This window comes from Psychrobacter aquimaris (assembly GCF_016107525.1).
Classification (GTDB): domain Bacteria; phylum Pseudomonadota; class Gammaproteobacteria; order Pseudomonadales; family Moraxellaceae; genus Psychrobacter; species Psychrobacter aquimaris.
Map to the genome: position 1 here is coordinate 48,613 of NZ_JABASR010000006.1, position 26,977 is coordinate 75,589.

The 26,977-nt window shown below is 44.1% G+C and carries 23 protein-coding genes; 16 read left to right on the forward strand and 7 right to left on the reverse strand.

Going from position 1 to position 26,977, the window contains the following annotated elements:
* Nucleotides 1-306: 306 nt before the first annotated feature.
* The gene (locus JFC10_RS06785; protein ID WP_198332219.1) at nt 307-1,206 is read left to right on the forward strand and encodes a nitrilase-related carbon-nitrogen hydrolase; all 900 of its coding nucleotides are present in this window, start codon (nt 307-309) and stop codon (nt 1,204-1,206) included.
* A gap of 41 nt (nt 1,207-1,247) precedes the next feature.
* On the opposite strand, the gene JFC10_RS06790 is transcribed toward JFC10_RS06785, so the two are convergent.
* The 4 genes from JFC10_RS06790 to lptM all read right to left on the reverse strand — a co-directional run bounded on the left by JFC10_RS06790 (nt 1,248) and on the right by lptM (nt 5,186).
* The gene (locus tag JFC10_RS06790; RefSeq protein WP_198332220.1) at nt 1,248-2,282 is read right to left on the reverse strand and encodes a tyrosine recombinase XerC; all 1,035 of its coding nucleotides are present in this window, start codon (nt 2,280-2,282) and stop codon (nt 1,248-1,250) included.
* Between the two features lie 14 nt (nt 2,283-2,296).
* The gene (dapF, locus tag JFC10_RS06795; RefSeq protein WP_198332221.1) at nt 2,297-3,184 is read right to left on the reverse strand and encodes a diaminopimelate epimerase; all 888 of its coding nucleotides are present in this window, start codon (nt 3,182-3,184) and stop codon (nt 2,297-2,299) included.
* 262 nt (nt 3,185-3,446) lie between these two features.
* Nucleotides 3,447-4,802 carry a diaminopimelate decarboxylase gene (gene lysA, locus JFC10_RS06800; protein ID WP_198332222.1) on the reverse strand — a complete coding sequence of 452 codons (1,356 nt, stop codon included), beginning with the start codon at nt 4,800-4,802 and terminating at the stop codon, nt 3,447-3,449.
* A 93-nt stretch (nt 4,803-4,895) separates the two neighbouring features.
* Nucleotides 4,896-5,186, reverse strand: coding sequence for an LPS translocon maturation chaperone LptM (gene lptM, locus JFC10_RS06805; protein WP_198332223.1), 291 nt, complete (start codon nt 5,184-5,186; stop codon nt 4,896-4,898).
* A 675-nt stretch (nt 5,187-5,861) separates the two neighbouring features.
* Here lptM and JFC10_RS06810 point away from each other — a divergent pair.
* The 8 genes from JFC10_RS06810 to JFC10_RS06845 all read left to right on the forward strand — a co-directional run bounded on the left by JFC10_RS06810 (nt 5,862) and on the right by JFC10_RS06845 (nt 14,022).
* Nucleotides 5,862-7,094, forward strand: coding sequence for an acetate/propionate family kinase (locus tag JFC10_RS06810; RefSeq protein WP_193012059.1), 1,233 nt, complete (start codon nt 5,862-5,864; stop codon nt 7,092-7,094).
* A gap of 189 nt (nt 7,095-7,283) precedes the next feature.
* Nucleotides 7,284-9,440 (forward strand): phosphate acetyltransferase, encoded by a 2,157-nt coding sequence (pta, locus tag JFC10_RS06815; RefSeq protein ID WP_198332224.1) that lies wholly within the window; start codon nt 7,284-7,286, stop codon nt 9,438-9,440.
* A gap of 283 nt (nt 9,441-9,723) precedes the next feature.
* Nucleotides 9,724-10,641 carry a nicotinate-nicotinamide nucleotide adenylyltransferase gene (locus tag JFC10_RS06820; RefSeq protein WP_198332225.1) on the forward strand — a complete coding sequence of 306 codons (918 nt, stop codon included), beginning with the start codon at nt 9,724-9,726 and terminating at the stop codon, nt 10,639-10,641.
* A gap of 131 nt (nt 10,642-10,772) precedes the next feature.
* Nucleotides 10,773-11,186 carry a ribosome silencing factor gene (gene rsfS / locus JFC10_RS06825; RefSeq protein ID WP_198332226.1) on the forward strand — a complete coding sequence of 138 codons (414 nt, stop codon included), beginning with the start codon at nt 10,773-10,775 and terminating at the stop codon, nt 11,184-11,186.
* Nucleotides 11,187-11,456: 270 nt separating this feature from the next.
* Nucleotides 11,457-11,906, forward strand: coding sequence for a carboxymuconolactone decarboxylase family protein (locus tag JFC10_RS06830; RefSeq protein ID WP_198332227.1), 450 nt, complete (start codon nt 11,457-11,459; stop codon nt 11,904-11,906).
* A complete protein-coding gene (locus tag JFC10_RS06835) occupies nt 11,896-12,633 on the forward strand; it encodes a helix-turn-helix domain-containing protein (protein ID WP_198332228.1) in 738 nt (245 codons plus the stop codon). Before JFC10_RS06830 ends, JFC10_RS06835 begins: the two co-directional genes overlap by 11 nt.
* 162 nt (nt 12,634-12,795) lie before the next feature.
* Entirely contained in the window at nt 12,796-13,551 is a 756-nt protein-coding gene (locus JFC10_RS06840) for an MOSC domain-containing protein (RefSeq protein WP_198332297.1), read from the forward strand.
* A 6-nt stretch (nt 13,552-13,557) separates the two neighbouring features.
* On the forward strand, nt 13,558-14,022 hold the full coding sequence (locus JFC10_RS06845) for a hypothetical protein (protein WP_198332229.1): 465 nt from the start codon (nt 13,558-13,560) through the stop codon (nt 14,020-14,022).
* 26 nt (nt 14,023-14,048) lie between these two features.
* Here JFC10_RS06845 and JFC10_RS06850 read toward each other — a convergent pair whose 3' ends face one another.
* On the reverse strand, nt 14,049-14,477 hold the full coding sequence (locus tag JFC10_RS06850) for a hypothetical protein (protein WP_198332230.1): 429 nt from the start codon (nt 14,475-14,477) through the stop codon (nt 14,049-14,051).
* A 104-nt stretch (nt 14,478-14,581) separates the two neighbouring features.
* Between JFC10_RS06850 and JFC10_RS06855 the strand changes: the two genes are divergently transcribed.
* The 6 genes from JFC10_RS06855 to JFC10_RS06880 all read left to right on the forward strand — a co-directional run bounded on the left by JFC10_RS06855 (nt 14,582) and on the right by JFC10_RS06880 (nt 20,688).
* Nucleotides 14,582-15,457: an N-acetylmuramoyl-L-alanine amidase gene (locus JFC10_RS06855; protein WP_198332231.1), complete on the forward strand. Its 876-nt coding sequence runs from the start codon at nt 14,582-14,584 to the stop codon at nt 15,455-15,457.
* 63 nt (nt 15,458-15,520) lie between these two features.
* Nucleotides 15,521-16,267 carry a pyridoxine 5'-phosphate synthase gene (locus JFC10_RS06860; RefSeq protein WP_198332232.1) on the forward strand — a complete coding sequence of 249 codons (747 nt, stop codon included), beginning with the start codon at nt 15,521-15,523 and terminating at the stop codon, nt 16,265-16,267.
* Between the two features lie 99 nt (nt 16,268-16,366).
* Entirely contained in the window at nt 16,367-17,557 is a 1,191-nt protein-coding gene (gene kbl, locus JFC10_RS06865) for a glycine C-acetyltransferase (RefSeq protein WP_198332233.1), read from the forward strand.
* Nucleotides 17,558-17,620: 63 nt separating this feature from the next.
* Nucleotides 17,621-18,646: an L-threonine 3-dehydrogenase gene (gene tdh / locus JFC10_RS06870; RefSeq protein ID WP_198332234.1), complete on the forward strand. Its 1,026-nt coding sequence runs from the start codon at nt 17,621-17,623 to the stop codon at nt 18,644-18,646.
* A gap of 265 nt (nt 18,647-18,911) precedes the next feature.
* Nucleotides 18,912-19,619: a hypothetical protein gene (locus JFC10_RS06875; protein WP_087814541.1), complete on the forward strand. Its 708-nt coding sequence runs from the start codon at nt 18,912-18,914 to the stop codon at nt 19,617-19,619.
* Nucleotides 19,600-20,688, forward strand: a complete 1,089-nt coding sequence (locus tag JFC10_RS06880) for an XRE family transcriptional regulator (protein ID WP_114701314.1) — start codon at nt 19,600-19,602, stop codon at nt 20,686-20,688. The genes JFC10_RS06875 and JFC10_RS06880 overlap by 20 nt, the downstream gene beginning before the upstream one ends.
* A gap of 82 nt (nt 20,689-20,770) precedes the next feature.
* On the opposite strand, the gene purL is transcribed toward JFC10_RS06880, so the two are convergent.
* Nucleotides 20,771-24,760, reverse strand: coding sequence for a phosphoribosylformylglycinamidine synthase (gene purL, locus JFC10_RS06885; RefSeq protein ID WP_198332235.1), 3,990 nt, complete (start codon nt 24,758-24,760; stop codon nt 20,771-20,773).
* Nucleotides 24,761-25,206: 446 nt separating this feature from the next.
* Here purL and JFC10_RS06890 point away from each other — a divergent pair, with 446 nt between their 5' ends.
* A complete protein-coding gene (locus JFC10_RS06890) occupies nt 25,207-25,701 on the forward strand; it encodes a pyridoxamine 5'-phosphate oxidase family protein (protein ID WP_198332236.1) in 495 nt (164 codons plus the stop codon).
* Between the two features lie 92 nt (nt 25,702-25,793).
* Here JFC10_RS06890 and pgsA read toward each other — a convergent pair whose 3' ends face one another.
* On the reverse strand, nt 25,794-26,474 hold the full coding sequence (gene pgsA, locus JFC10_RS06895; RefSeq protein ID WP_193011837.1) for a CDP-diacylglycerol--glycerol-3-phosphate 3-phosphatidyltransferase: 681 nt from the start codon (nt 26,472-26,474) through the stop codon (nt 25,794-25,796).
* Nucleotides 26,475-26,977: the final 503 nt, after the last annotated feature.

The following is a 26,977-nucleotide window of genomic DNA, read 5'->3' on the forward strand; positions in this document are numbered from 1 at the left end:
TTATTACACTCCGATACTGGTGATAGTCTATATATGTTGCCACTTAAAGTAGCGATTTAACGTTATCAGGACATGACGATAGCATTTTTCGTGGCAATTTTGCTATGATAATTTATAGACGGCCCGATACGCTTATTGCTCTCTACTTATAAAACCCTATAAATTTGACTGTTTTAGCATGAACCACTAAAAAATAAATAACCAAATCTTGTTGATAATAATAAGGCTATATAAAAAATACAAGGTAAATGACACTAAACCTTCGAGCCAATTGAACCACTCTTAACATTAACCGAGAATAATACGATGAATGACCAAGTAAATAAACCGCACCTTATCACTGCTGCGATTCAAATGAATAGCCAGCAAGACATCGAAAAAAACCTAGCGGCTATAAAAGCTGCCATCAGCGATGCCAGTCATCAAGGTGCCCATCTTGTTGTCTTACCAGAAAATTGCTGTAGCATGGGCGAGCAATTTGCCACCGCAGAGCGTTTTGATGCGCTATCAGCGACGATAGCAAACTATGCCAGTACTTACGGTGTCTATGTGCTGGCAGGCTCACTGCCCTGCTTTTATCGCCCTGATGGCGTTATCGTGCCTGATGGCAGACTGCGTCAAGTCAGTCAGCTATTTGCCCCTGATGGCACACAAGTGGCACGCTATGACAAAATTCATTTGTTTACCGCGACGGTAGCAGATAAACAAGGCAGCTATAATGAAGCAGCCACTTTTGAGCCAGGTACACAAACAGTCATTGCAGCGTTAGAGAGTGATAATGCTGCCTATCAATTGGGCATGATGGTGTGTTTTGATTTGCGTTTTCCCGCATTGGCACAGCGCTTACGTCAAGCAGGCGCTGATCTATTGAGTGCACCATCGGCATTCACTTATTTAACGGGTCAAGCACACTGGTCGCTGTTACTTCGCGCACGGGCGTTAGACAGTCAGTGCATGGTCATTGGCGCCGCACAAGGCGGCGACCATGTTTATAAAAACGGTGATATCCGTCAAACGTGGGGGCATACCACCATCACGGCTTTTGATGGCACGATTATTAACAGCTATGATGCAAGTGCACTAGATAAAACCACGGGTAACGAAAAAAACCAAGATTATGCCATGGTATTGGCATCATTAGACAAACAGACTCAACAGCAAGGCCGCCAAAAAATGCCCATTTTTGACTGTCATCGTTTGGCGTAAGTCAGTTTCAATACTGAATATTAAGTATTGAATATCGAGTGTTAGGTGGTATTTTTTTCAGTCCGTGTATGAGTCGCGCGCGGATGGGCGCGATCATAAACTTGCGTGAGTTTAGCAAAATCGACATGGGTATAAATTTGCGTGGTACTGATATCACTATGCCCTAGCATTTCTTGCACCGCGCGCAAATCACCACTGCCCGATAGCATGTGCGAGGCAAAACAATGACGCAATAGATGCGGATACATATTTTGTGCGATGCCAGCACGCGTAGCCGCAACTTTGAGACGCTGCTGCACTGCCCGTGTTGATAAACGTGTACCTAGTTTTTCACTAATAAATAGTGCGCTATCCATTTGCTCCACCCACAGATTACGATGCGGTAGATAACGGCTAATCGCTTCTGCTGCCTTTATACCTACTGGTACCAAACGCGTTTTATTGCCTTTACCTGTCACGCGCACGCGCAGGTCTGACAAATCCACATCGACCATATCCAACGCGACCAACTCACCTACGCGCAGACCGCTGCTATAAAGCAATTCAAACATCGCTTTATCACGTAGCCATAGGCGCGCTTGTTCGGGTGTATCAGGCATCTCTTGGTCAAGCAGCTGAGTGAGCAAATCAACGTCAGCGATAGACGGCAGCGGTCGAGGACTACGTTTGAGCTGATAGCCGGTCGTTGGGTTAATACGTGCCAAATCCTCTTCTATCAGCCAACCATAAAAATGACGAATGGCTGACAGCTCTTGCTGGACGCTGGCAAGTGCCAGTTTATCTTCATCCAAGCGTTGACTAATATGCTGGGCTAATTGGCGTTTATCGCAGCGCGTCCACGTCAGGCGTTTCCCACGTAAAAACAGCGCCAATTGGTTCAGTCCTGCAAAATAAGCGGTCAACGTATGCGGTGAGTGATTGCGCACTGACAAAGTGTTTAACCAACGATGCACTGGCGCCAACAAATCACGTAACGCGGCATCCGACTCTATGGCGGCGGCGTGCTCGACTGATAGCCATGCTTTTGACTCAGAATTTGACGTAGGCTCTATCGTCTGATTGTTTTTATTGGACATAGCCCTATTATCCATTATCCTTCTGGATTGGGCTTGATGCCCGCTTGCGCCATCAGACCATCTGGGCTAAATACGCCTTCGTAAACAAAGGCGGTCGGACCGGTCATCATCACTGAATAACCCGGCTGCCATTTGATGATCATACTGCCACCATAAAGCTGCGCGCGCACGTCTTCGCCTTCATCGAGCCAGCCTTCACGGATACCGATGGCCACTGCCGCACAAGCACCTGTACCACAAGCTTGAGTCTCACCGACACCGCGCTCGTAGACACGCAGACGAATATGACGCTGGTTCATCACTTGCATAAAGCCGACATTGACGCGGTCGGGAAAGGCAGGATGCGATTCGATGGCTTTGCCTAAAGTTTCAACGTCGGCATCGAGCACGTCATCAACTTTGATAACCGCATGCGGGTTACCCATATTGGCAACATAAAGCTGTACAGGAGTGCCATTTACATCGAGATGATAGGCGTTTTGGATTTTGGTCGTGGCTTTAGGGGTAAAAGGAATCTCGCTTGGTTCAAACTTAGGCTTACCCATATCGACTTCGACCCAGCCATAACGATCAGTAGTCAATGAAATGATGCCGCTCGCCGTCTCAACGCGCAGGCGCTGTTTAAATGACAGTTTACGTGCTTGCACAAAACGGGCAAAACAGCGCGCGCCATTACCACACTGCTCAACCTCTGACCCATCAGCATTAAAAATGCGATAACTAAAATCAACGTCAGGACGCATCGGTGGCTCAACGACGAGCAGTTGATCGAAGCCAATACCCAAATGACGGTCACCCAATAGTTGTACCAAATCCTTGGTTAACTCTAAGCGCTGGGTCACCAAATCGATGACCATAAAATCATTGCCCAGACCATGCATCTTCGTAAATTCTATTAGCATATCCTTGTTATCCTATCCTATTTTTATGTATGCCTTATATTAGCACGCTGTCAGATACAATCATAACTATCACCGCTATCAAATATTAAGTTAACACGATGCTAAATCCATCTTGTACAACCAAACTGATATCTTGTATTAAAGCATGCCATAAAAAAGCCCATCGTCATAAAGACAATGGGCTTTTTATCTAGCGCATGTCCTCAATCTGAACAGAAGCGTCTAAATGGGCTGAAAATGTCTAAATCTGTTGGTCACCGATTTATTTACCTTGCCACAATAATTCGTCTGCATATAGTGCTTCAATGGTTTCACGTTTGCGAATCAGTTGATGGCTATCATCGGCTACCATTACCTCACTAGCACGCGGGCGTGAATTATAATTGCTACTCATGGTAAAGCCATACGCACCAGCGCCTGTGATTGCTAAAACATCGCCTGCTGCGAGCGATAATAAACGGTCTTTCGCTAAAAAATCACCAGTTTCGCAAATAGCGCCAACAATATCCCATGGCTGCGTGCCTTCAGTATCGATGCCATTCTCCGGTAAGATACTAGGAATCACGGCCATTTCAGCTTGATATAATGCCGGACGAATCAAGTCATTCATTGCCGCGTCTACAATGGCAAAATTCTTATGCTCAGTTGGTTTGAGTACATCGACTTGGGTTAAGAGCACCCCAGCATTTGCCACGATACTGCGACCCGGCTCAAAGAATACCGTTAAGCCAAGCTCGCTAAGTTTCGGTAATAAAGCTTGGGCAAACTCATCGATAGATACTGGTGTCTCATCAATATAACGCACACCCAAACCACCGCCTAAATCGATATGACGCAGCTCGATACCTTTATCACGTAAGTTGTGTATCAGCTCAATCACTTTATCCAATGCCGCGACAAATGGCGCAACTTCCGTCAACTGCGAGCCAATATGACAGTCAATACCGACGATATCGATATGGGATAATTGCGCCGCTTGCTCATAGACGGCCACCGCATCTTCGTGAGTGATACCAAATTTATTGTCTTTTAAGCCTGTTGAAATATAGGGGTGAGTCTTGGCGTCGACATCGGGATTGACCCGTAGTGAAATTGGCGCAGGTTTATCCAATTTCTGTGCCACATCATTAATTAAAGTCAGCTCGCTGATTGACTCGACGTTAAAGCAGCCAATGCCTTGGGTCAGGGCATACTCGATATCGCTATGAGTCTTGCCCACTCCTGAGAATACAACGCGCGACGCCTCGCCGCCTGCCGCCAATACGCGCATTAACTCGCCACGAGAGACGATGTCAAAACCTGCCCCTGCTTGCGCCAATACACCAAGTACCGCAAGATTAGAGTTGGCTTTTACGGCATAACAAATCTGGTGCGTTAGACTGTCAAAGCTATCAGTATAAGCTTGATAGACATCCAAAATGGCTTGTTTTGAGTAGACATAGCACGGCGTATCGTAGTGTTTAACCACGTCATCAATACTCACCTGCTCCATATATAATGCACCATCGCGGTAATGCAGCGCGGGTAAATGGGCAGTTAAAGCTTGAGGATTAACATACAAGCCTTGATCAGTTTGGGTCGTGACGGATTTGCCAGTTTGTTGCTCAGAATGACTCATATAAACATCTCTAATTTCATCAGGTTACAAAGTTAAAAAAATCTTAGGGTGCACACCGAAATCTCGTTGACGGCATTAAGTTTTTAATCAAAATCAATAATCATTAGGGTCTTCACTGGGTTCTGGTAGCTTAAATTCATCCATTCCTTGATGACTATCATCTTGTATAGAGCGGCTACTACTCAGTATGCCAGCGCTATCCGTATCCGTAGCTCCTTGAACCGTCTGGCTGCTAGCGTCGGTGAGGTACAGATTGCCTTTTTGTCCGCAACCCGTCAAACCCATCATAACCACCCCACTGATGATAAAAGTGGAGATAACACGGTGGCCAAGACCAGCGACATTAGCGTGCTCAGTTTTTGAAAAGCGGTTGATAGTAAACATAGAATAGAGGACCTGTAACTTTGCAATGGCATGAGGATGATAAAAAAGAACGAGTCATAAAAGCGATAGGTCAAATCCTATAGAAAGCTAAATAAAAGCTACCACCATCGCTAAAAAATGAAAATATGACTGCTTTGAATAATAGCATTATTACATAATGCTGTGTGCATACTGAATATCCCTAACCAATAAATTTGATCGGGTTTGGTTTTGCTAAGCTTTACTAGGCTGTGCGACTGCCATTTACTGAGCGTGCGTTGATACTAATGGTCTTAATGTATCGCTATCATAGTTAAATAGCCTCTTATATTTACTTGGAAAAATTTCCTTACAATTTATTATTACCTATTACATTTCGCTGTAGTAGCCGACAAACACTAGCCACACTCAGTGTACATTTGTATTGTATATACGACATTTTGTCTATTTAACCCTTATAGTTATCGTGGTATAGCCATAAAACTATGGTACATTATGTTCAGACCTTGCGACTGTGTTGAGGCGCTAGTATGCGACTCAACAAGCACTTATCAATAGTGCCAGCCCAAGAGTGACCAGAATCAGCAATATACTTGCTTGACCTATGTCGGCATGGATGCGGCTGGTTTTTGTTTATTCAACCGGTACTCGTCTGTGATGAGTCACCATTTACAAAATACAATCTAAGGACAGAGTATGAGCGCCAGCCTAACCACCACTTTTGATGACAAAAATACCGAAACATCAAACCTAATCAATCCCACTTTAGTCCTCAACTGCGGTTCCTCTTCTATCAAATACGCGCTGATTAGCGAAGACAATTCTATTCGTATCACTGGTTTGGCCGAAAACTTAGGACTCGATACTGCTCGTATCAAACACACGACATTAAATGGTGATAAGCTGGAAATCTCTATCTCAGGTGGTCGTCATCAGTTAGCCCTACAAAAAATTCTTGAGCTATTAGAACAGTATCATTTCATCGCCGTTGGTCATCGCGTGGTTCATGGTGGCCGCGAGTACTCTGAAGCGGTTCGTGTCGACGAGCATGTACTGGACGAAGTAAAACGCTTAAAAATACTCGCGCCCCTACATAACCCTGCTCATGCTTTAGGTATCGAAGCGGTACAGGCGATTTATCCTGATATTCCTCAAGTAGTCGTCTTTGATACAGCCTTTCACCAAACCATGCCACCCGTTGCTTTTCGCTACCCACTACCAAAAGCCCTGTACGAAGAACACAAAATCCGCCGCTATGGCTTTCATGGTACGTCTCATGCCTATGTCTCAGAGCGTGCCAGTGAAATTACTGAGTCTAAAGGCCCACATGGCTGGCTTACAGCGCATCTGGGTAATGGCTGCTCGGCAACTGCCGTTTATGACGGCAAAAGTTTCGATACCAGTATGGGTCTAACCCCGCTTGAGGGACTCATGATGGGTACGCGTAGTGGTGATGTTGACCCAAGTCTACACATACACCTAAAGCGCCAGCTCGGTATGAGCTTGGAAGAAATTGATGCCATGCTCAATAATGAAAGTGGTCTATTGGGTGTCTCAGGATTGTCTAATGATTTACGTACGGTCGAACAAGCGGCGAACGAAGGTCATGCAGATGCCAAACTCGCTATCGAGATGTTCTGTTACCGCGTCGGTAAATATCTTGCCAGCTTAAGCTGCGCGCTGCCAGAATTCACAGGCATTGTCTTTACGGGTGGTATCGGCGAAAACTCAGTCACCACCCGTACCAGTATCTTAGAAGTGATGCGTCATTTTGGCATCAAAGTAGACGCTGACAAAAATGCGAGCTTGTTTGGTGGTAGCGAAGGCAGCTTCCACGCAGACGATAGCAGCATCGAGCTGTGGGTTGTGCCAACCGATGAAGAGTGCCGCATTGCCCAAGAAACACGTGAAGCATTGGGCTTACTCTAAGCTCAACACTTTTTATAAGTTGCTTATCAGCTTCTAGTCGTTTTATGAGCTTTTATTCATTATATGTCTTGAGTTGTTTTTTCTGCACAGCGCTTCTTATAAAAAGCATATGGTGAGAAGCGTGACGTTTTACTCATTCTAGCAAGGATGAAGTGAGCTTTAAAAATATAATAAACCGTAGGATACTTTATGCAAACCATTTTACTTGTTCCCATTAGCCGTGGTATCGGCGTGACATCAGCAGCACTGGGATTGATCCGTGCTTTTGATTACAACGGTATCAAAGCGGGCTTTATGAAGCCGTTTTTGCAAGACGATACATTGGATAAGCAGCGCAGCTTAGACAGCTCAAGCGCTTTAACCATGCATGCTTTTGGCTTAAACCCACCTAAATCTATCAGTCGCCAGCGCGTTGAGCGCATGCTGGGTGATGGCAACCTTGATGACTTAATGGAAGAAGTGGTCGTCAATTATCACACCCTTGGCGATGACTATGATGTGGTCATTTGCGAAGGCTTGGTACCAACGACTGAGACTTCTTATGCTTCACAAATCAACCGTGCAATTGCCCATGCGCTAGATGCCAAAATCGTTTTTGTCAGCACTGCTGATACCAGTAAACCTGCCTATCTGGCCGACAAGCTTGACGTCCATGCCCGCGAGTTTGGCGGCATGGTAAGTGATCGTACGCTTGGCTGCATCTTGATGCGTATACATGACTTGCCAAATACGCAAAGCACCTTAGAAAATCAAATCGTTGCCCCTGGTGAAGCGGTTGTGAGTTTGGATGAAGGCTTTATGCAAGAAGTCCAGCGTCTATCACCACATTTTAATACCGAACAGTTCCGCTTAATCGGAGTGGTGCCATTCAGTGATTCACTGTCGGTGCCTCGTACGTGGGATATCGCCACTGAGCTTGATGCCAAATGGCTCAATGTCGGTGAAGCTAAGTCACGCCGTATTAACCGCATTAGCCTAACCGCACGCTCGGTTGCACGCGTCGATGAGGTGTTTAAACGTGGCACTCTTATCGTCGTACCAGGTGACCGTGATGATTTATTATTGGCAGCTGGACTGGCTTGTATCAATGGTATCCCGCTGGCAGGATTGGTATTAACCGGTGGCGTCGAGCCGAGTGCGACAGTCGCTGAGCTATGGCAATCTGCCCTCAAAACAGGCATCCCTGTCATGAGTGTCGAAAGCGACAGCTATGAGACCGTACAAAGCCTCATGCACATGAGCTCAGAGATTCCAAGTGATGATACCGAGCGTGCGGAAGAAGTGGCTCGTTATGTCGCCGCCCATTTAGACCTTAGCTGGATCAAAGACTATTTTAGTCAAAATCATGAGCCGCGCCTCTCACCGTCTGCATTCCGTCATCAAGTGGTTAAAAAAGCGCAAAACGCCAAAAAACGCATCGTACTACCAGAGGGCTCTGAGCCTCGTACGGTTGAAGCAGCTTGTATCTGTCAAAGCCGTGGTATTGCCAATTGTGTACTGCTCGCTAAGCGTTCTGATGTCGAGCAAGTCGCCAAGAACCGCGACTTAGTGTTGCCAGAAGGTCTAGAAATCATCGACCCTGACACGCTTGATATGAGCAAATATATCGCCGCAGTGGTCGAACGCCGCAAAGGCAAAACTGGTGCAGATGTCGCTGCTGAATATTTAAAAGATACCGTATATCTAGGCACAACCATGCTACAGATGGACGAAGTCGACGGCCTCGTTTCTGGGGCGATTCATACCACCGCCAACACCGTCCGTCCAGCGTTTCAGTTGATTAAGACTGCACCGCAATACTCGCTCGTGTCGTCAGTATTTTTTATGCTGCTGCCTGAGCAAGTGGTTGTCTACGGTGACTGCGCCATCAATCCTGATCCGAATGCCGAAGAGCTAGCAGAAATTGCCATTCAATCAGCACAGTCTGCCGCCGCCTTTGGTATCGATCCAAAAGTCGCGATGATTAGCTATTCTACAGGCTCATCAGGAACTGGCGCGGATGTCGAAAAAGTCACCCGTGCGACCCAAATCGTCCGCGAACGTGCGCCACACCTAAAAGTCGATGGACCGCTACAGTATGACGCCGCTTCTGTCATGAGCGTCGGCAAGCAAAAAGCGCCTGACTCACCTGTTGCTGGGCAAGCAAACGTCTTTATTTTCCCAGACCTCAATACTGGCAACACCACTTATAAAGCCGTACAACGTAGTGCCAACGTTGTCAGTGTTGGCCCAATGCTACAAGGTTTGAATAAGCCAGTAAACGATTTGTCTCGTGGCGCCTTAGTCGATGATATTATCTACACCATCGCCCTTACTGCTATTCAAGCCGATAGCGACGCGATTTAATTGCGTTAAAATCTATGAGTAATCGCTCTATAAGTAACCGACTATCAAAATGATGGTCGGTTTTTTATTGGCTATGTTTATAAATGACTTTTTAGAAAAGTTTTCATAACGCATAATTAAGTGCTCATTTCACCTAGTATTTCAGTGCTTTTAATGACAGATGCCCGCTTGCCCTCTACAATAGCGCTATCATCGAAGCATTTAACTTAAAAAAGGTCAGCTGACAAAAGGGTGAAATGCATCAACGATAACGTGCATCTTATCCATTTTTACGCACTTATTTATGCCAAATACCAGTAAAAACCCTCAAGAAAATATACCTGCGCCAGCCATTCGCGCTTATCTTGGCGGCTCATTTGACCCTGTACATAACGGTCATCTACAAATGGCGATGACTGTTTATCAGCATTTGCTACCGATAGCCAAGCAGCAACAGCGCGCGCTGCACGTGTCACTATTGCCCAATGCGCGCTCCCCTTTTAAAGAAAAAAGCACCCATCCTAAACACCGTCTGGCCATGTTAAAGCTTGCGACACTCAATACACCGCTACAAATTAGTGAGCTTGAGCTCTGGCAAACACCGCCTGTTTATACCATCGATAGTGTATGCACGTTGCGCCAACGTTATCCGCATGACAGTTTAATATTCATCATCGGGATGGATAGCGCGCTGAGTTTGAGCAAATGGAAAAATGGCTTAGAGCTTACCGATTACGTCAATCTATGGATTTTTAATCGTGACAACAACTTTGTTATTAATAAAAATATCTTTGATATGAATACAAATTTTATTAATAAAGGGGTAATGACTCAGGATTTATCTGTTTTGCACACTCACTCACAATCTCAGTTACCCAAACAGCTGCAACCTCTCCTCATCGATGCGCCTATTGACTTATTAAAGCCTATGCCTCAAGCACTGACCGATAGCCGTCTCTTGAAAAACCCCCATCAAGGCCACATTTATATAGACTCGCGTCCTATCGCCACGATATCCAGTACACAGATACGCCAACAGTTGCAGCCAACAGAAAATCGATCGAATATAATACCCGCAGCTGCAAGGCAAATGACATCTGTAGCACCAATAAATGATATCATAGGCGATACTGCACCCAATCCATTAGCTAAATGGCTAAATCCTGCTGTTTATCAATATATTATCGCCCATCAGCTATATTCTGCTGCTCAATTCCGTTAAAATCGCCTTATCTTTGTCATTTTGCCTATCCTGTCTCTATGCGTGGCTGACGACATATGATGAGTCGGATAAGACAAATTGACGTTTTACCTTTTTATTTTTAATATTGACGATTCAAGAGATCAAAATTTATGACCAACACCATGACTGAAGAACGCTTAAAAGAATGCTTAGCCGTTGTTGAGACCGCTCTAGACGATATGAAAGCGAAGAACATCACTGTAATGAATGTAGAAGATTTGACTGACGTAACCGAACGCATCATTATCGCTGACGGTACCTCTAAGCGTCATGTACGCGCGATGGCTGACAGTGTCGGCGCTGAAGCGAAGCAAGCTGGCTTTATGCCACTTGGTCGCGAAGGTGGTATAGACTCTGACTGGACATTGATTGATCTGGGTGCTGTCGTCGTGCATGTAATGACGCCACAAGCCCGTGAGTTCTACGACTTAGAAGGCCTATGGTCATCACCTGAGCAATTGGCTGAGCTGGTCGCTGTACCGCGTGAAAAGAAAACCGCTGGTCGTCGTAACAAAAATAAATAAGCTTGTCAGTGACGATACTCGTTCAACATTGAAAAACGTACCGCCAAAAAGACCAGATGATTATTCTGGTCTTTTTTTTGTTCCGATATTTGGGCGTACTTGTGATGATAAAAAACTATGATGCGCTGTAATCTGTGAATTTTTGAATATAAGCTTAAATCAATGGGCTTATAAAAGTTGTATAACAGGACAAAAAGTCGATTTTTTCCAATTATTCCTATCTATTGGACAATATACTTAGTGGCAGTTATTTATCCATTAGGAACAACTATGAAAAGAGCAAATTACTACAATATCGAGCCTGAGCTAGTTAACTACTTGGTGGATCAAGAAGCACTGATCAAAAAAAAGGTAGAGGCGAGCTTTGGGTTAACAGTTTGGGAACTGGTGAAGTTAAGAGCGTCACAGTTAAATAAATGTGCTTATTGTTTGGCTATGCATAGTGCGCAAGCCCTAGAATACGGTGAGAGTATGAACCGAATTATTGCCCTTAGTGCATGGCAAGATGCGCCTCTTTACAATGATAAAGAACGTACAGCATTAGCACTTTGTGAAAAATTGACCCTATCACAGAATATTGATGATGACTTTTATCTCGCTCTTACTAAGGTATTTGATCAACAAAGCTTAGTTACTCTAACTGTAGCTATTAATGCTATAAATAGTTGGAATCGTATAGTCAAAATGTTTAAACCTACAGTCAAGTTTAATGAACAATAACCTATTACTTGAGCTTTATAGCCCAACAGGCGATATTGCTAATTATATACAAGCAATTTGGTTTGCTAACGCTCCATTTTCAGGGGAGAGCTGGCTCCCCTGCGATGGCGCGACAGGAGTTATATTCTTGATTTCAGGTCAGCTTGAATTAGCAGGAATAAGATTGCAACTGCCCTACTTTATGCAAACCATATCAACACAATCAAAAAAAGTAACGTTTACCAGTGGCACCGTTTTTTGCGGGATCAGATTTAAGCCTGCAGGACTTGCTCATCTACAAAAGGTTAACCACGCCCTAGTTGCCCCTGCAACCCTTACAAAGATTGCGCAAGGGCTTGATCAAGACGCTAACTTAGATTCGTTTATTGACTTGCTGTCGACGTATCTCAATGCGCCAAAAAAACCTCACCATACTATTGAGCAAACACAACAGTTAATTCACAATATAATTAACCTTACCCCGCTCAATACGGCCTACGACAATAGCCCTAAAGGTAAACGTCAGTTAGAACGTTACGTTAAAAACACCTGTGGGATCACTGCAAAACATCTTGCACGCATTTATAGAGTCAGACAAGCCAAACAATTTATCAAAGCGGACCCACAGTTGAGCTTGGCGCAACTGGCTCTTGAGTGTGGGTTTACTGATCAATCTCATTTAAACAACGAGTTCAATGCCATTTTACGAATAACCCCTGCAAGATATAGAAAGCTCATTCATAAATGAGATACTGCATTTTTTATGTAAAAATAAGCAGTTCTGTATCAGTACACGCACTGATAAATATTCTGAAAATGGTTCAAGATTAGGCTAAGATATCAGCAACCAGTCAGCCTTACTGCCTCAAAAAACAACCAACCATCAGAGCGGCTTATGAGCACAGAACCGATGATATCTACGCTACCAGCAACGGCACAAAGCAAGCCAGACTTTAACCAAGACCTGCCACTACATATCGCCAACTTAACCTGCGTCCGCGCTGGTAAAGCGATGCCATTTGCACGCGAAGAAATGAGCGCCATCGATAAATCGCCAATCAAAGCACCCGTCGCCGTCAACTTTATGGGCTTGACCACCGATGAGCAAGCCGATCGTAAGCATCATGGCGGCCCCTTAAAAGCCGTGCATCAACTGGCACCAGCGACTTACGACAAGATCAATGCAGAATTTGATTTAAAAGTGCGTGTCGGCACGCTCGGCGAAAACCTCACGACCGAAGCCGTCAATGGTCTGTCTGAGATGGATGAGTCTAACGTCTGTATTGGCGACGTTTATCAGTATGGCGACGACAAAATAAACGGTGAAGATAGCTTGCAACTGCGCATCGTGCAGCCGCGCCGCCCGTGTTACAAGATCAACGACCAAATCGGACAATTTACTAAAGTGCCCAATATCGCGGCATGGGTCAGCAAGCAAGGTATCTCGGGCTGGTATTTTCAAGTGGTGCGTGATGGGATGATTAACGCTGATTTGCCGGTCTACTTAGTCGAACGTCCTTATCCGTTTGCTACGTTAGAAAAGCTGTGGCAATTGTCTAACTCAAAAGAAAAGTTTGATGCTGAGGTGATTGAGCCATGGCTGGCAATTGAGTGTTTGGAGGAAAGTTGGAAAGTAATGCTTAGGAAGAAGATCTATAAAGGTTAAAAGACAATGAAAAACATAAGTAATTGGAAGTTTAAAAAATGGGTAAATTGGATTGAAAATTCCCCTTCCGATATGCCTACTGATATTTGGAATTATATTAATTTAGAAATTTATCCTGAAGATATAGAGATAATATCAACAATCTTGTTGCCAGTTACTTTTGAATATAAAGGAATTATTTTACTCAATATCGAAGGTATCTACGAGAAAGAAATCAGTGAGATGTATGATAAAGGTTTGCCAAACATGGCTAGCAAAGTTGAAGCTCAGGAAAGTATGAACAGATTAGTGGTAGACGATGTTTTCTTTAATACAGCTGATAGATCTAGTAATGAAACAATAATGAATGTGGCAGAGCTTATAAAGCATAATTGGGAGTATCATCTGATGAAAAAATATCCTAATAGACATTTCATAGTTGAGATTGTAGGGGAAAGTTTTTATCCTGTAGTAACCTTCTATGAGCCGTGACAATAGAACTGTTTATTATTCTATCTTTAAACAGGCTCAATTCTAATAGCATCTAAAAAAACATATTGATAATTTTCGATAATTTTAACCATTTTTTTATCAATATTGCTAACTAGCAATGGGACAGAAGGCTTAGCTACTAAACTATAATATGGCTGAGTTAAATCATCAGTATCATATACATATAGCCCTTTTTTTGTATAAAAAATAAATTCCTCAAGATTAGTATTATTAACAAATACATCTTGCTGTTCTATACAAAAACTACCAATGCTACCATTGTCTTCTAGACGGTTAAAATAGTCATAACAGTTCTCATAATTTTGCTCTTTTAGAATATTATTGACCAAAACCGAGGTCGTACCATTGCTAAAGAATGTGGCTAATTTACCTTCCTTATCAGAAGCAAACCAAGTTAAATCCCAGCAATCTAAGCTCTCTATACTTATAGACATAATTGAATCCGGTTCACTAAATTAAAAGATAATCTTATAGCTATCAAATTTAATATAAGAAACTATAGCGTATTTTATATTATCATTCCTAAACAGAGCATTTCATGGTAAAAAACATATTCTTAGCACTTGGCTTAGCCCTGCCTTTGATTGGCTGTGTGACCACGACCTCACCAGTGGCAACGACCAAAAACTACAGCGTCGACAGCGACACCTATCAATCGACTGGCAAAAGCCAGCGCATCAAAACCATCGTCCTGCACTATACGGTCTCAGACAATGAGCGCTCAATCAAAACATTGACCACTGGCAATGTGAGCGCGCACTATCTCGTGTTAGATAATGACGACGATAAAATTTATAACCTTGTACCAGAATCTGATCGTGCATGGCATGCAGGCGACGGTGGCTTTTCAGGTAGAACTATCCTCAACGATACTTCTATCGGCATCGAAATCGTCAACGCAGGGATTAAACCTGAATATCGAGACGCACTAAAGAATGGCAATATGGATTACCATCCTTATGAGCATTATGTTGCATTTGATGAATTGCAGATTAAAAAGGTCGCACAACTGGTACAAGATATCGCCAGACGCTATGACATCTCACCCAAAAATATCATCGGTCATGCAGATATGGCACCCTCGCGCAAGATAGACCCGGGTGCAAAATTTCCGTGGGAGCGACTATATTTCGATTACGGTATCGGCGCTTGGTATGATGAAGCGGACAAGCAAGAAATTATGAATCGGCGTACCTTGGTCGCGCCAAGCGTGCAGGAGATCAAGCAAGCCTTTCGCAAGTATGGTTATCAAATCAATAATAGCGACGAGTGGGACAAGCCCAGCCGTGATGTGATTTATGCGTTTCAATTGCATTTCAGACCGCAGCAGCCAACCGGTAATATGGATAGCGAGACCTATGCGATATTGCAAGCGCTAAATATGAAGTATGCTGGTCGGGATGATTTCTACTAAAATTAGGTATTAGCCATTAACAACCAACAATCTATCCATAACAACAATGAAAAAGGACATATTATGAGCACTCTATTTAGCGTCAATTTGAATAAACTCGCCTTAATCAGAAACTCTCGTGGCACAGATTATCCCAATCTGCTGTACTTTGTGAAGAAGTTGATTGATCTGGGTGTCAAAGGCTTTACTGTGCATCCGCGACCTGATGAGCGTCATATCAGATACCAAGATGTCTATGATATAAGTGCCTTTTTAAAAGATTATGAAGACATCGAGTTCAATATCGAGGGCAACCCGAACGAGCAGTTTTTATCGCTGATTCGCGAAGTCAAACCGCATCAATGCACCCTCGTACCCGACAGCGAAGACCAACTGACCTCCGATCATGGTTTCGATATCATTAAGCATAAAGATATGCTGTCAGCATTGAGTCGTGAGTTGCAAGGTTTTGGCACACGCTGCGCGGTATTTATCGATCCTGATATCGAGCAAATCAAAGCGGTCATCGATAGCGACGTACAAACGATAGAGATATATACCGAAGAATGGGCGCGCGCCTACAGTAATGGTAAGAACGACGACAATATGAATGTCGATGAGGTCAAGCAACGCTTTAGCGACTGTATTAACCTCGCCAGTGACAACGGCATTCGCGTCAATGCCGGTCATGATTTGAATTTAGAAAATTTAGCCCAATTGCTCAGTCTTGGTAATATTGCTGAGGTGTCTATCGGTCATGCATTTACGATTGAATCACTAGAGCAAGGCATGGATAATGTGGTGCGTCAGTATTTGACGATTTGTGCTTAACTCGCATTAATAAGCAAATAATTTGGTCTTATCTACATTGCTAATATCTACATCATCAAGCAGACTCTAATATCTAATAATAGTAAAAAAGGAATCTTTATGTATCAAGCCTTTCAAAAACACCTACAACAAGAAATCAGCGATATCCGCGCGGCAGGCCTGTATAAAAATGAGCGCGTTATTACCTCTCCGCAAGATGCGCTCATCACGATCGCCGACGGCCGTGAAATGCTGAACTTCTGTGCCAATAATTACCTTAGATTGTCTGACCATCCTGAGATTAAAAAAGCAGCTACCGAGGCCATTGAAGACTCAGGTTATGGCATGTCATCGGTACGTTTTATTTGTGGTACGCAAGATTTGCACAAGCAATTAGAGGCGGCGATTTCTCAGTTTTTTAATACCGAAGATACGATTCTTTATGCGGCCTGTTTCGATGCCAATGGCGGTGTCTTTGAGCCACTGCTGACCGCCGAAGATGCCATTATTTCTGATTCGTTAAACCATGCCTCAATCATCGATGGTGTGCGCCTGTGTAAAGCCGCGCGTTATCGCTATGCCAATGCGGATATGCAAGATTTAGAGACTCAGCTACAAGCGGCACAAGCACAGCGTTTTCGTTTGATTGTCACCGATGCCGTGTTTTCAATGGATGGTAATGTGGCGCCGATGGATGAGATTTATGCGTTGGCACAAAAATATGATGCCATGATCATGATTGACGAGTGTCATTCAGCAGGCGTCGTCGGTCGCACGGGTGGCGGCGTGACTGAATTGTTTGATCTACGTGGTGATATTGAGCTGATCACAGGTACCTTGGGCAAGGCATTTGGCGGTGCGATTGGCGGCTTTACGACGGGTAAAAAAGAAATGGTTGAGATGTTGCGTCAACGCTCACGCCCGTATCTGTTTTCAAACTCTATTCCGCCCATGATCGCGGCCGCTGGGTTAAAAGCGTTTGAGATGCTAGCGCAAGACAATACGCTACAAGACCAATTGCATGAAAATACCGCCTATTTTGTGAAGCAAATGCAAGATGCCGGCTTTGATATCAAGCCCACCGAATCGGCAATCTGTGCGGTGATGCTTTATGACGCCAATGTCTCGCAGCAAATGGCAGAGGCGCTGCTTGAAGAAGGCATTTATGTGATTGGCTTCTTCTACCCTGTCGTACCCAAAGACGAAGCTCGCATTCGTGTCCAGCTCTCTGCCGCCCATACTCGCGAGCAGCTAGACCAGTGTATCGCCGCCTTTACCAAAGTCGCTAAGCAAATGAAAGTGATTGATTAAGCATGGTTCGGTATTTATCTAGATTCAACAATAAAATGCAACACCGTTAAATAAGAGAAAAGTATGAAAGCACTGGTTAAAGCCCATGACAAAAAAGGCATCTGGATGCAAGACGTGCCAGAACCGACCGTCGGCATCAATGACGTAAAAATTAAAATTAAAAAGACCGCCATTTGTGGGACAGATTTGCACATTTATAAGTGGGATGAATGGTCACAAAATACCATCAAGACGCCGATGATTATCGGACATGAATACGTCGGTGTCATTAGTGAAATGGGTGATGGCGTCAAGCATCTTGAAGTGGGTGACCGCGTCACAGGCGAAGGCCATATCGCTTGCGGACATTGCCGCAACTGTCGCCGTGGTAAGCTACATGTGTGCGAAAACACCATAGGCGTGGGCGTTGACCGCGATGGCGCGTTTGCCGAATATTTGGTGATACCTGCCGATAATGTCATCAAACTCGATGAGCGTATCAGCGATGAGATGGCCGCCATTATGGACCCCTTTGGCAATGCCACTCATACCGCCTTATCCTTTCCGGTACTTGGTGAAGATGTGCTGATTACGGGTGCAGGGCTGATTGGGTCAATGGCAACCGCAATTTGCCGCTTTGCTGGGGCGCGTAATATTGTGGTCAGCGATATCAGCGATTATCGCCTAGAGCTTGCCAAAAAAATGGGCGCGACGATGACCATCAACCCAGCCAAAGGCGAAACCATCGAAGGCGCTATCGATACGTTAAAAATGCACGGCTTTGATATTGGGCTTGAGATGTCAGGCTCGCCTCAAGCCTTTGATTCGATGATTACTAACATGTATAACGGCTCTAAAATTGCTCTGTTGGGTATTTTACCTAACACCACCACGGTGGATTGGAGCAAGATTATCTTTAAGGCGTTAACCCTAAAAGGCATCTATGGGCGTGAGATGTGGGAGACGTGGTATCAGATGGAGCAAATGCTGATTAGCGGTATTGATCTATCGCCAATCATTACCCATCGCATGCACATCGATGACTTTCAAGAAGGCTTTGATATCATGGAAAGTGGACAATGCGGTAAGGTGATTTTAAGCTGGGATTGATTTTGGCGATTCAGTATTTAAGAAGTCGTGGCTAGCTTTTAAATTATCACAACTCGTAAAACGGCGCTGATTTCAGTGCCGTTTTTTTTGGATATTTAAAAGTGATAAGATTCATGAGTTGATTGCTGAAGTGTGAAGAGCGTTTAGAGGATGAGTAATTTTGATTAAATCACTCTGTATAAAAAAATGATCTTAATCGATATTTTTATTTTTTAACACATCATATGATGTTATAATTTATAAAAATTACATGGATGAAACTAATATGTACCAAGCACCACAGTATGAAATCTTCAGCGACCTAGATAGCCGCAACACAGATGGTGAGCTTATAAACAATAGCGAAGCTGTGGAAATTTTGAAGAATAAATTCGGTTTTACTCCTCAAGTCATTTTTGATGCTATTCAGAAAGCTGATCAAAATTTCAATATGAAAACTAAGGTAAACTGTGCAAGCGGTATAGCGCGTTGGGGTGACATTGGGGAAAACATAGCCCTACAATTAATTTCTAACGAAATCGAATTTAGCCGAGGTCAAGGACAACCTACATTAACCATCGTTGATAACAATATTCAAATTATTATCATGTCCAGTAATGACGCTTTAGGTAATATGAATTTGCCGATTTCCTCCAACTGTTCAAAAGGTATTGAGACGAAACACAAAATTGATATAAATAAATATAGAAATATGACTAGCGAGAAACTAGAAACTTGGGTTCTATATTATCCTTCAAGAAAACACGAAATTTATCAGGATGATGCTCCAAGTCTAATTTATGAACTTGCAAGACCAATGTCTTATATAGTAATGGATGATGGAAAAATTTTTCCAACTGACCATGATTGTAGATTGATGTTTTCTTCAGATTCAGAAAATGAGGTTCAGTCATATATGAGTGAGTTTGCTGATGAATCAGTGAACGAGGACTCGTTTGAAATTGGGTATAAAAATGCGAGCAATGAAGAGTAACTTTGAATTCAATAAGCGCCGTCTAAAAATAGCTAAAGACTTAAAGGGGAAAACAAATAAAGATCTAGCAAATATATTGTCATGTACTGAAGCTACAATTTCAAATTATTTGAACGAGAATAAACCTTCAGTACCTGATTTCGAAAAAGTAGTTAAGTTAAGTGAGTCATTAAACCTACCTTTTGACTTCTTTAACTCCACTTTCAAAACACAAGTAGTAGATGAGCAAATTTTCTTTCGTTCATATAGCCGTATAAAAGCTCAGTACAGAAACTCTGCACTTGCTTACAGTGAGTTTGCAATTCAAACCTTGGAGTATTTTGACAAAACAATATCTAATCTTCCCATTTTCCAAGGCTTCGATATTGATACTTTGGTTAATGAGCCTGAAAAAGCTGCTTTAACACTTCGTGGCGATTGGCAATTAGGTATTCTACCGATTAAAAACATTATTGCCCTACTCGAATCACATGGTATTGCAGTATTCCGTTTGCCAATGGAAGTAAAAGAAGTTGATGCATTCTCTTTTTATCATGATGGGCGACCTATAGTATTTTTGAATACAGCGAAGTCAGCAGAAAGAATGCGCTTCGATGCTGCGCATGAACTTGGTCACTTAGTTCTGCACAGTGATGATAAAAATGTACTTGAAAATATGAAGGACAAAGAGCACGAAGCTGATAGGTTTGCTTCCAGTTTTTTAATGCCGAAAGAAGCATTTGTAGTTATGGCTCCAAACAATCTAAATCTGCCGAATCTAATCAGCTATAAAAAATACTGGAAAGTGTCTCTTGCGGCTATGAACTATAACTTACACACTAATGGATTATTAACTGATTGGCTTTATCGTTCTAATTGTATCGAGTTTAGTAAACAAGGATATAATAAGTTAGAACCTGAACCTATTGAACGTGAACGACCGATTCTACTTAATAAGATTATTAAGGTTCTCTTAGAAAAAGAAGGTAGGAATTTTTATGAGAATATTGATTTTGGCTATCAAATTTTAGATGATATAACGTTCAAGTTAATTAGTGAAAACACTAAGCCTAGACTGAAGTTACTCTAAAAGCATTATTCAAAACACAAAAAAGGTGAGCTTTACGCCCACCTTTTTTTATGCTTACAACAATATTCTAAACGAACTTAGCCTATCTAAACCAAGCACGAGCGTTACGGAACATACGCATCCACGCGCCGTCCTCATCCCATTCTTCTGGTTTCCAGCTGTGGTTATACGCTTTTAGATTACGCTCAGGATGCGGCATCATGATAGTGACGCGACCGTCGGTGCTACATAGACCCGTGACACCGCCGAGCGAACCGTTTGGATTGAGCGGATAGGTCTCGGTTGGATGACCTTGGCTATCGACATAACGCATGGCGAGCTGACCATGGTTTGCCATACCGTCGATCTCTGTATTGTCTAGCGTGGCATAGCCTTCACCATGCGCCACCGCGATTGGCAAGATGCTGTCTTGCATGCCTTTGAACAGAATTGACTTGGTACGCTCGATTTTGACATTGACCGTACGCCCTTCAAAACGCGCAGATTTATTAGCGATGAAGCGTGGGAAGTTTTCTGCACCTGGGATGAGGTCTTTTAACTGAGCCATCATCTGACAGCCGTTACAGACACCCAAGCTAAAGGTATCAGGACGGGCGAAGAAGCGCACAAACTGCATGCGTAACTCATCATGGAACAAGATAGAGTTCGCCCAGCCAGAGCCTGCGCCGAGTACGTCACCATAACTAAAGCCACCACACGCGACCAGACCGTCGAAGTCACGTAGATTGATGCGACCGCTGAGTAGATCGCTCATGTGTACATCGACCGCTTCAAAACCCGCTTGGGTAAAGCCTGCTGCCATTTCCGTCTGACCGTTGACACCTTGCTCGCGGAGGATTGCGACTCTTGGTTTATTCTCACGACTGGCTAAATACGGCTCTTCGACCTTTTGATTCAGATCAAAGTTTGGCGCAGCGATCAGACCTTTATGGCTAGCATCAGCAATCAAGTCATACTCTTGCTGTACGCACGCTGGATTATCACGGCGGCGCGCGATTTGATAGCTGACCTGCGTCCATGCTTGCTGTAACTCAGTACGGCTAAAGCGTAGAGTATCATCACCCATGAGCGTTGGCGTTTGAATCAGTAGACTGTCTTCTTCAGAGCTTTGGCCGACGAGGCTGAGCATATCGCTGACGTTAAATTCTTCTGCCAATTGCATGAGAGCGGCGACGTTTTCTGGCAATACTTGGATGACCGCACCCAGCTCTTCACTGAACAGCTGACCGAGTAAGTTATCATCAGTCAATGACAGCTTGATACCTTGACGGCTGGTGAACTGCATCTCTGCGATAGTCGCCAGTAGGCCGCCATCACCGATATCGTGATAGGCGCTGATGACGCCTTGCGCGTTACCCGCTTGCACAAAGTTAAAGAAGTCGATCAAGTCGCTTGGCTGCGCTAGATCTGGGCAGTCATTACCGAGTTGGCTAAGCGTTTGCGCTAGGATTGAGCCGCCTAGACGCAATTTGCCTTTAGACAAGTCAATACGGTAAAACGCGCTGTCGCCATTGATGAGCTCAGGCGTTAGCGTTTTTGCCACATCAACGACAGGCGCAAACGCCGTCACGACCAAGCTCATTGGCGAGACGACTGATTTATCCGTACCATCTTCGTCATTCCAGTTAGCACGCATAGATAGCGAGTCTTTACCGACTGGGATAGCGATACCGAGTGCTGGACATAGCTCTTCGCCGATTGCGTGTACGGCATCAAACAACGCAGCATCTTCTGCATCATCGCCACACGCTGCCATCCAGTTCGCTGACATGGTGATATCAGACAACTGAGCGATACGCGCACCAGCGATGTTAGTAATGGCTTCACCGACTGCCAGACGTGCAGAGGCTTTTGGACTGATAAGGGCAACAGGCGTACGCTCACCAACACTCATGGCCTCACCAGTCATCGGCTGACCATCTAGCGCCACTAAGCCAGAAGCCGTCACCGCGCAATCTGACACAGGCACTTGATAGCGACCCACATACTGATCACGCACGACCATACCTGTGATGGAACGGTCACCAATGCTGATCAAAAATGATTTGCTAGCGACGGTTGGATGACGCAAAACATCTTTGATTGATTCAGCTAGATTAACGTCACTAAGTTCTAATACTGGTAACGTGCGCTCAGAACGCTCAAAGCTACGCTGCATTTTTGGTGTACCACCGAGCAGTACCTGCATCGGCATATCGACTGGTTGCTCAGCCAATAGCTCGTCATCAACGATTAGCTGACGGATATCTGTCGCCTCACCCAAGATGGCATATGGGCAGCGCTCACGGGCACAGATCGCATCGAACTGATCTTTGCTCTCTGGGCGAATCGCGAGCACATAACGCTCTTGCGCTTCGTTTGACCAGATTGCCATTGGCGACATGCCCGCTTCCAATGATGGAATCTTACGCAAGTTCAGATGCGCGCCCATTTCATGGTCATTGACCAATTCTGGCATCGCATTAGACAGACCACCTGCGCCTACATCATGTAGTGAGACAATTGGGTTGCCGTCTTTACTGTTATTACTGGCGTCTACATCATCACCAGCAAGGGCCCAGCAGCGATCGATAACTTCTTGGCAGCGACGCTCCATCTCAGCGTTATCGCGCTGAACCGAGGCAAAGTCCAAGCCTTCATCAAGCTCGCCACTATCGACTGACGATGCTGCCCCGCCGCCTAGACCGATTTGCATCGCAGGGCCACCAAGGACGATGAGTAAATCACCTTTTGTAATCGCATTTTTTTCAATCAAATTGCGTTTAATATTGCCGTAACCACCTGCCAACATGATTGGCTTATGATAGCCGCGCATCTCGCTACCATCTTTTGCCGCAGAGGTATCTAACTGAAAACTACGGAAATAACCGCATAGATTTGGACGACCAAATTCGTTTGAGAAGTTGGCGCTACCTAATGGTGCTTCGGTCATGATTTCAAGGCTGGTTGCCATACGATCTGGCGTACCATACGCTTGCGTGCTCAGTTGACCTGATTGCTCCCACTTCTCGCTAAGCTCTGGGATATGCAAATGTGACACATGAAAACCTGCTAGACCCGCTTTTGGCTTACCGCCGCGACCCGTCGCGCCTTCGTCACGAATCTCACCGCCAGAACCAGTCGCCGCACCTGAATACGGGGCAATTGCTGTTGGGTGATTGTGCGTCTCAACTTTCATCAAGATATCGATTTCTTCTTGGTGAAAGTCATAGGGATGGATTGCATTGGCATCCATCGCGTCCGTTGGGATAGGATAAAAACGCATGCCATCAGAACCCGCCATCACAGCAGCGTTGTCTTTATATGCTGATAAAATACCTTGCGGATTAGACTGGTACGTGTTTTTGATCATTTGGAACAGTGATTTTGGCTGTACTTCGCCATCAACTGTCCACTGGGCATTGAAGATCTTATGACGGCAATGCTCTGAGTTTGCCTGTGCAAACATCATCAACTCAACGTCCGTTGGATTACGCTTTAGCTCATTGACATACGCATTCATCAGATAGTCGATATCTTCACTTGATAACGCAAAGCCGAACTCGGTATTGGCTGACTCTAGCGCTGACTGGCCTTGTCCGATGACATCGATGTGATTCAGTGAGGCTGGTGCTTGATCGTCAAACAACTTACTGACATCATTTAAGTCATAGACCAAGCTCTGGGTCATACGGTCAAACAACAACTGCTCAGCGTCTACTGGTAGTTTTTCGCCTGCGTCACCATCAATTGTTAACGTATAAACAACGACACGCTCAACGCGATTGATTTTGATTTCACAGTTATTAAAGATATCGGTCGCTTTACTTGCCCATGGCGATATCGTACCAAAACGTGGCCCAACGATGACTTGTAGTTGGTTGTCTTGCGGCGTATCTAGCGTTGTTGATGAGTCAACCGCCAGTAAATCTAGCGCTTTCTTATGCTCGTCACCGCTCAATTCGCGTGATAGCACATAGACTTGCTGAGTCGTTATTTGACTAACATTTAGCTCGGTTTTTTGCTGGAACTGACTGATGAGTTGCTGCGTCTGAAAATCGGTAAGAAACGGTTGTCCGGCGATGGTCATCATAAAGGCATAATCCGTAAGATCAAGGCATCTCTGCCATGCTAAGTAAATGGTCTGGGTATTATAACAAGAAGACCTATAATAAGCAGGTCTAAACCGAGATAAATTGCTGATAAGTTGTGCTGTGCCGCTACTGGATATTTGTCAAATGACAAGCTTGCACTAAGGTCTATTGGTCACAGTTTTAAACATGTACTGACAAAATAGCCCCCTAAATACCTAGCGTCACAATTTTTACCTAACCCTTATACTCCTTACAAACACTCACATCGCATTACTGGGTACCTATATAAATGTAGGGTCAGAACTCGGTATTCTATTTGCAGTTGTTAGGGCGACGATTATTTCTAATACCTTGAATACGTTTAGCTCGAATAAAAACTACTACTATAAGCACTCAACTATTTAAGCACTATCATTCAAACATTATAAAGAAAAGGAAATCCTCTATGAGTAGACAAGACCATATCGATAAAGTACAAGCACTGGTAAAAGAAGTAAAATTTGCCATGATGACGACTCGTACGCATGAGGGCCATCTACATGCCTGCCCAATGACGACGAGCGAGACAAGCATTGGTGCAAAAGAGATTTGGTTCATCGGTGATAAAAGCACTGAAACTGTTAGCGACCTCGAAAAAGACCCACAAGTAAACTTGGCTTATGTCAGCCAAGACGCGAAAGACTATGTCTCAATCAACGGTAAGGCAGAATTGGTAGAAGACCAAGAGAAGCTTGATGAGCTATGGTCACCAATCTACAATGCGTTCTATGAGCAAGGTAAAGAAGATCCAAACGTACAGCTAATCAAAGTCGTGCCACATGGTGCCGAGTACTGGTTAAGCGGTAACTCAGTGGTTAATATGTTCAAAATGACCACTGCTGCCGTAATGGACGGTAAAAAAGCGACTAACTTGGGTGAAAACAACTCAGTGACGCTATAAGCTACATAAATCATAAATAGCAAAATACAAAAACGCCAGTGGCTAATGCGACTGGCGTTTTTGTTTTTGCTAAAGTGTGTTGTATTGTAGATTTAGCCGCTTTGCTTTAAGTACGGCCAAGCAGCTCTTAGATAAATCATCATTGACCATAACGTCAAAATAACAGCAGCAACCATCAATACATAGCCGATGGTTTCAAGCGATTGCCAGTTGAGCAGTAGCACGGTAATCGCCACCATTTGAAACGTCGTTTTTAGCTTACCGACATAGGATACTGCGACGCTGGTGCTTTTGCCCAGCTCTGCCATCCACTCACGCAGCGCTGACACTGCGATTTCACGCGAAATAATCACAATCGCGGCGATTGCCATAATGATATTAGGATGCCATTGCACCAAGATAATAAGTGCGGCTGCAACCATCAATTTATCAGCGACAGGGTCTAAGAAGCGCCCAAACGCTGACGTCACATTGAGCTTACGGGCAAAATACCCATCAAGCCAATCCGTAATTGCCGCAATGATAAAAACGCTGGTCAAGAGTAAATGGCGTAACAAGCTATCACTAAACTCGCTCATGCCGACCCGCGCAATCACATTGTCTGAGATAGCAGGCATACCAATCCCCATCGCAGGTGGCCAATAAGCAATCGCGACAAATAGCGGAATCATTAAGATCCGCGCGATAGTAAGATTGTTAGGCAAGTTAAAAATACTCTTGGTATTTTGCGTGCTTGGCGGCTCCTGCGTATGCAAATGCGTATTCTCAGTCATGGCAAACCCAGTTTCATATAGACTTAATAATGGTAGATAGCTTAGCATTTTTCGTGCAAGTCGTCATGCCATCTCTTTGGCTATTCAGTTATCAGTGATATTCGAATTTACCCATCATTTATAAATGACTGCGACCTATTAATAGCATTGATCATTATTAGGCATAGAGGCATTAAAGAAAAACCTTTATTCAAAACAATAATATAGATTTAGCCTTCTCATCTATCTGCTCTAAACGTAATGTCATGTAACCAAAATAGCCAAACAGTGGTCAATTGGGTTATGATGGCGATTGCAATAAAACACTTGTACACTTAAATATGTAAGTGAATATATTTATTACTTGAATGAGTCACGACTACCCCAATCTTATTAAATACAGTAGAAAAACGCAGAATAACAATAAGTCACCACCGCTGTCCCTGTAGTGCCAGCAATGAGTGCTACATGACTAGTTTTCCTCAGCCCACGGCTCCTCCTCCGTGGGCTTTTTTTTGCCTACA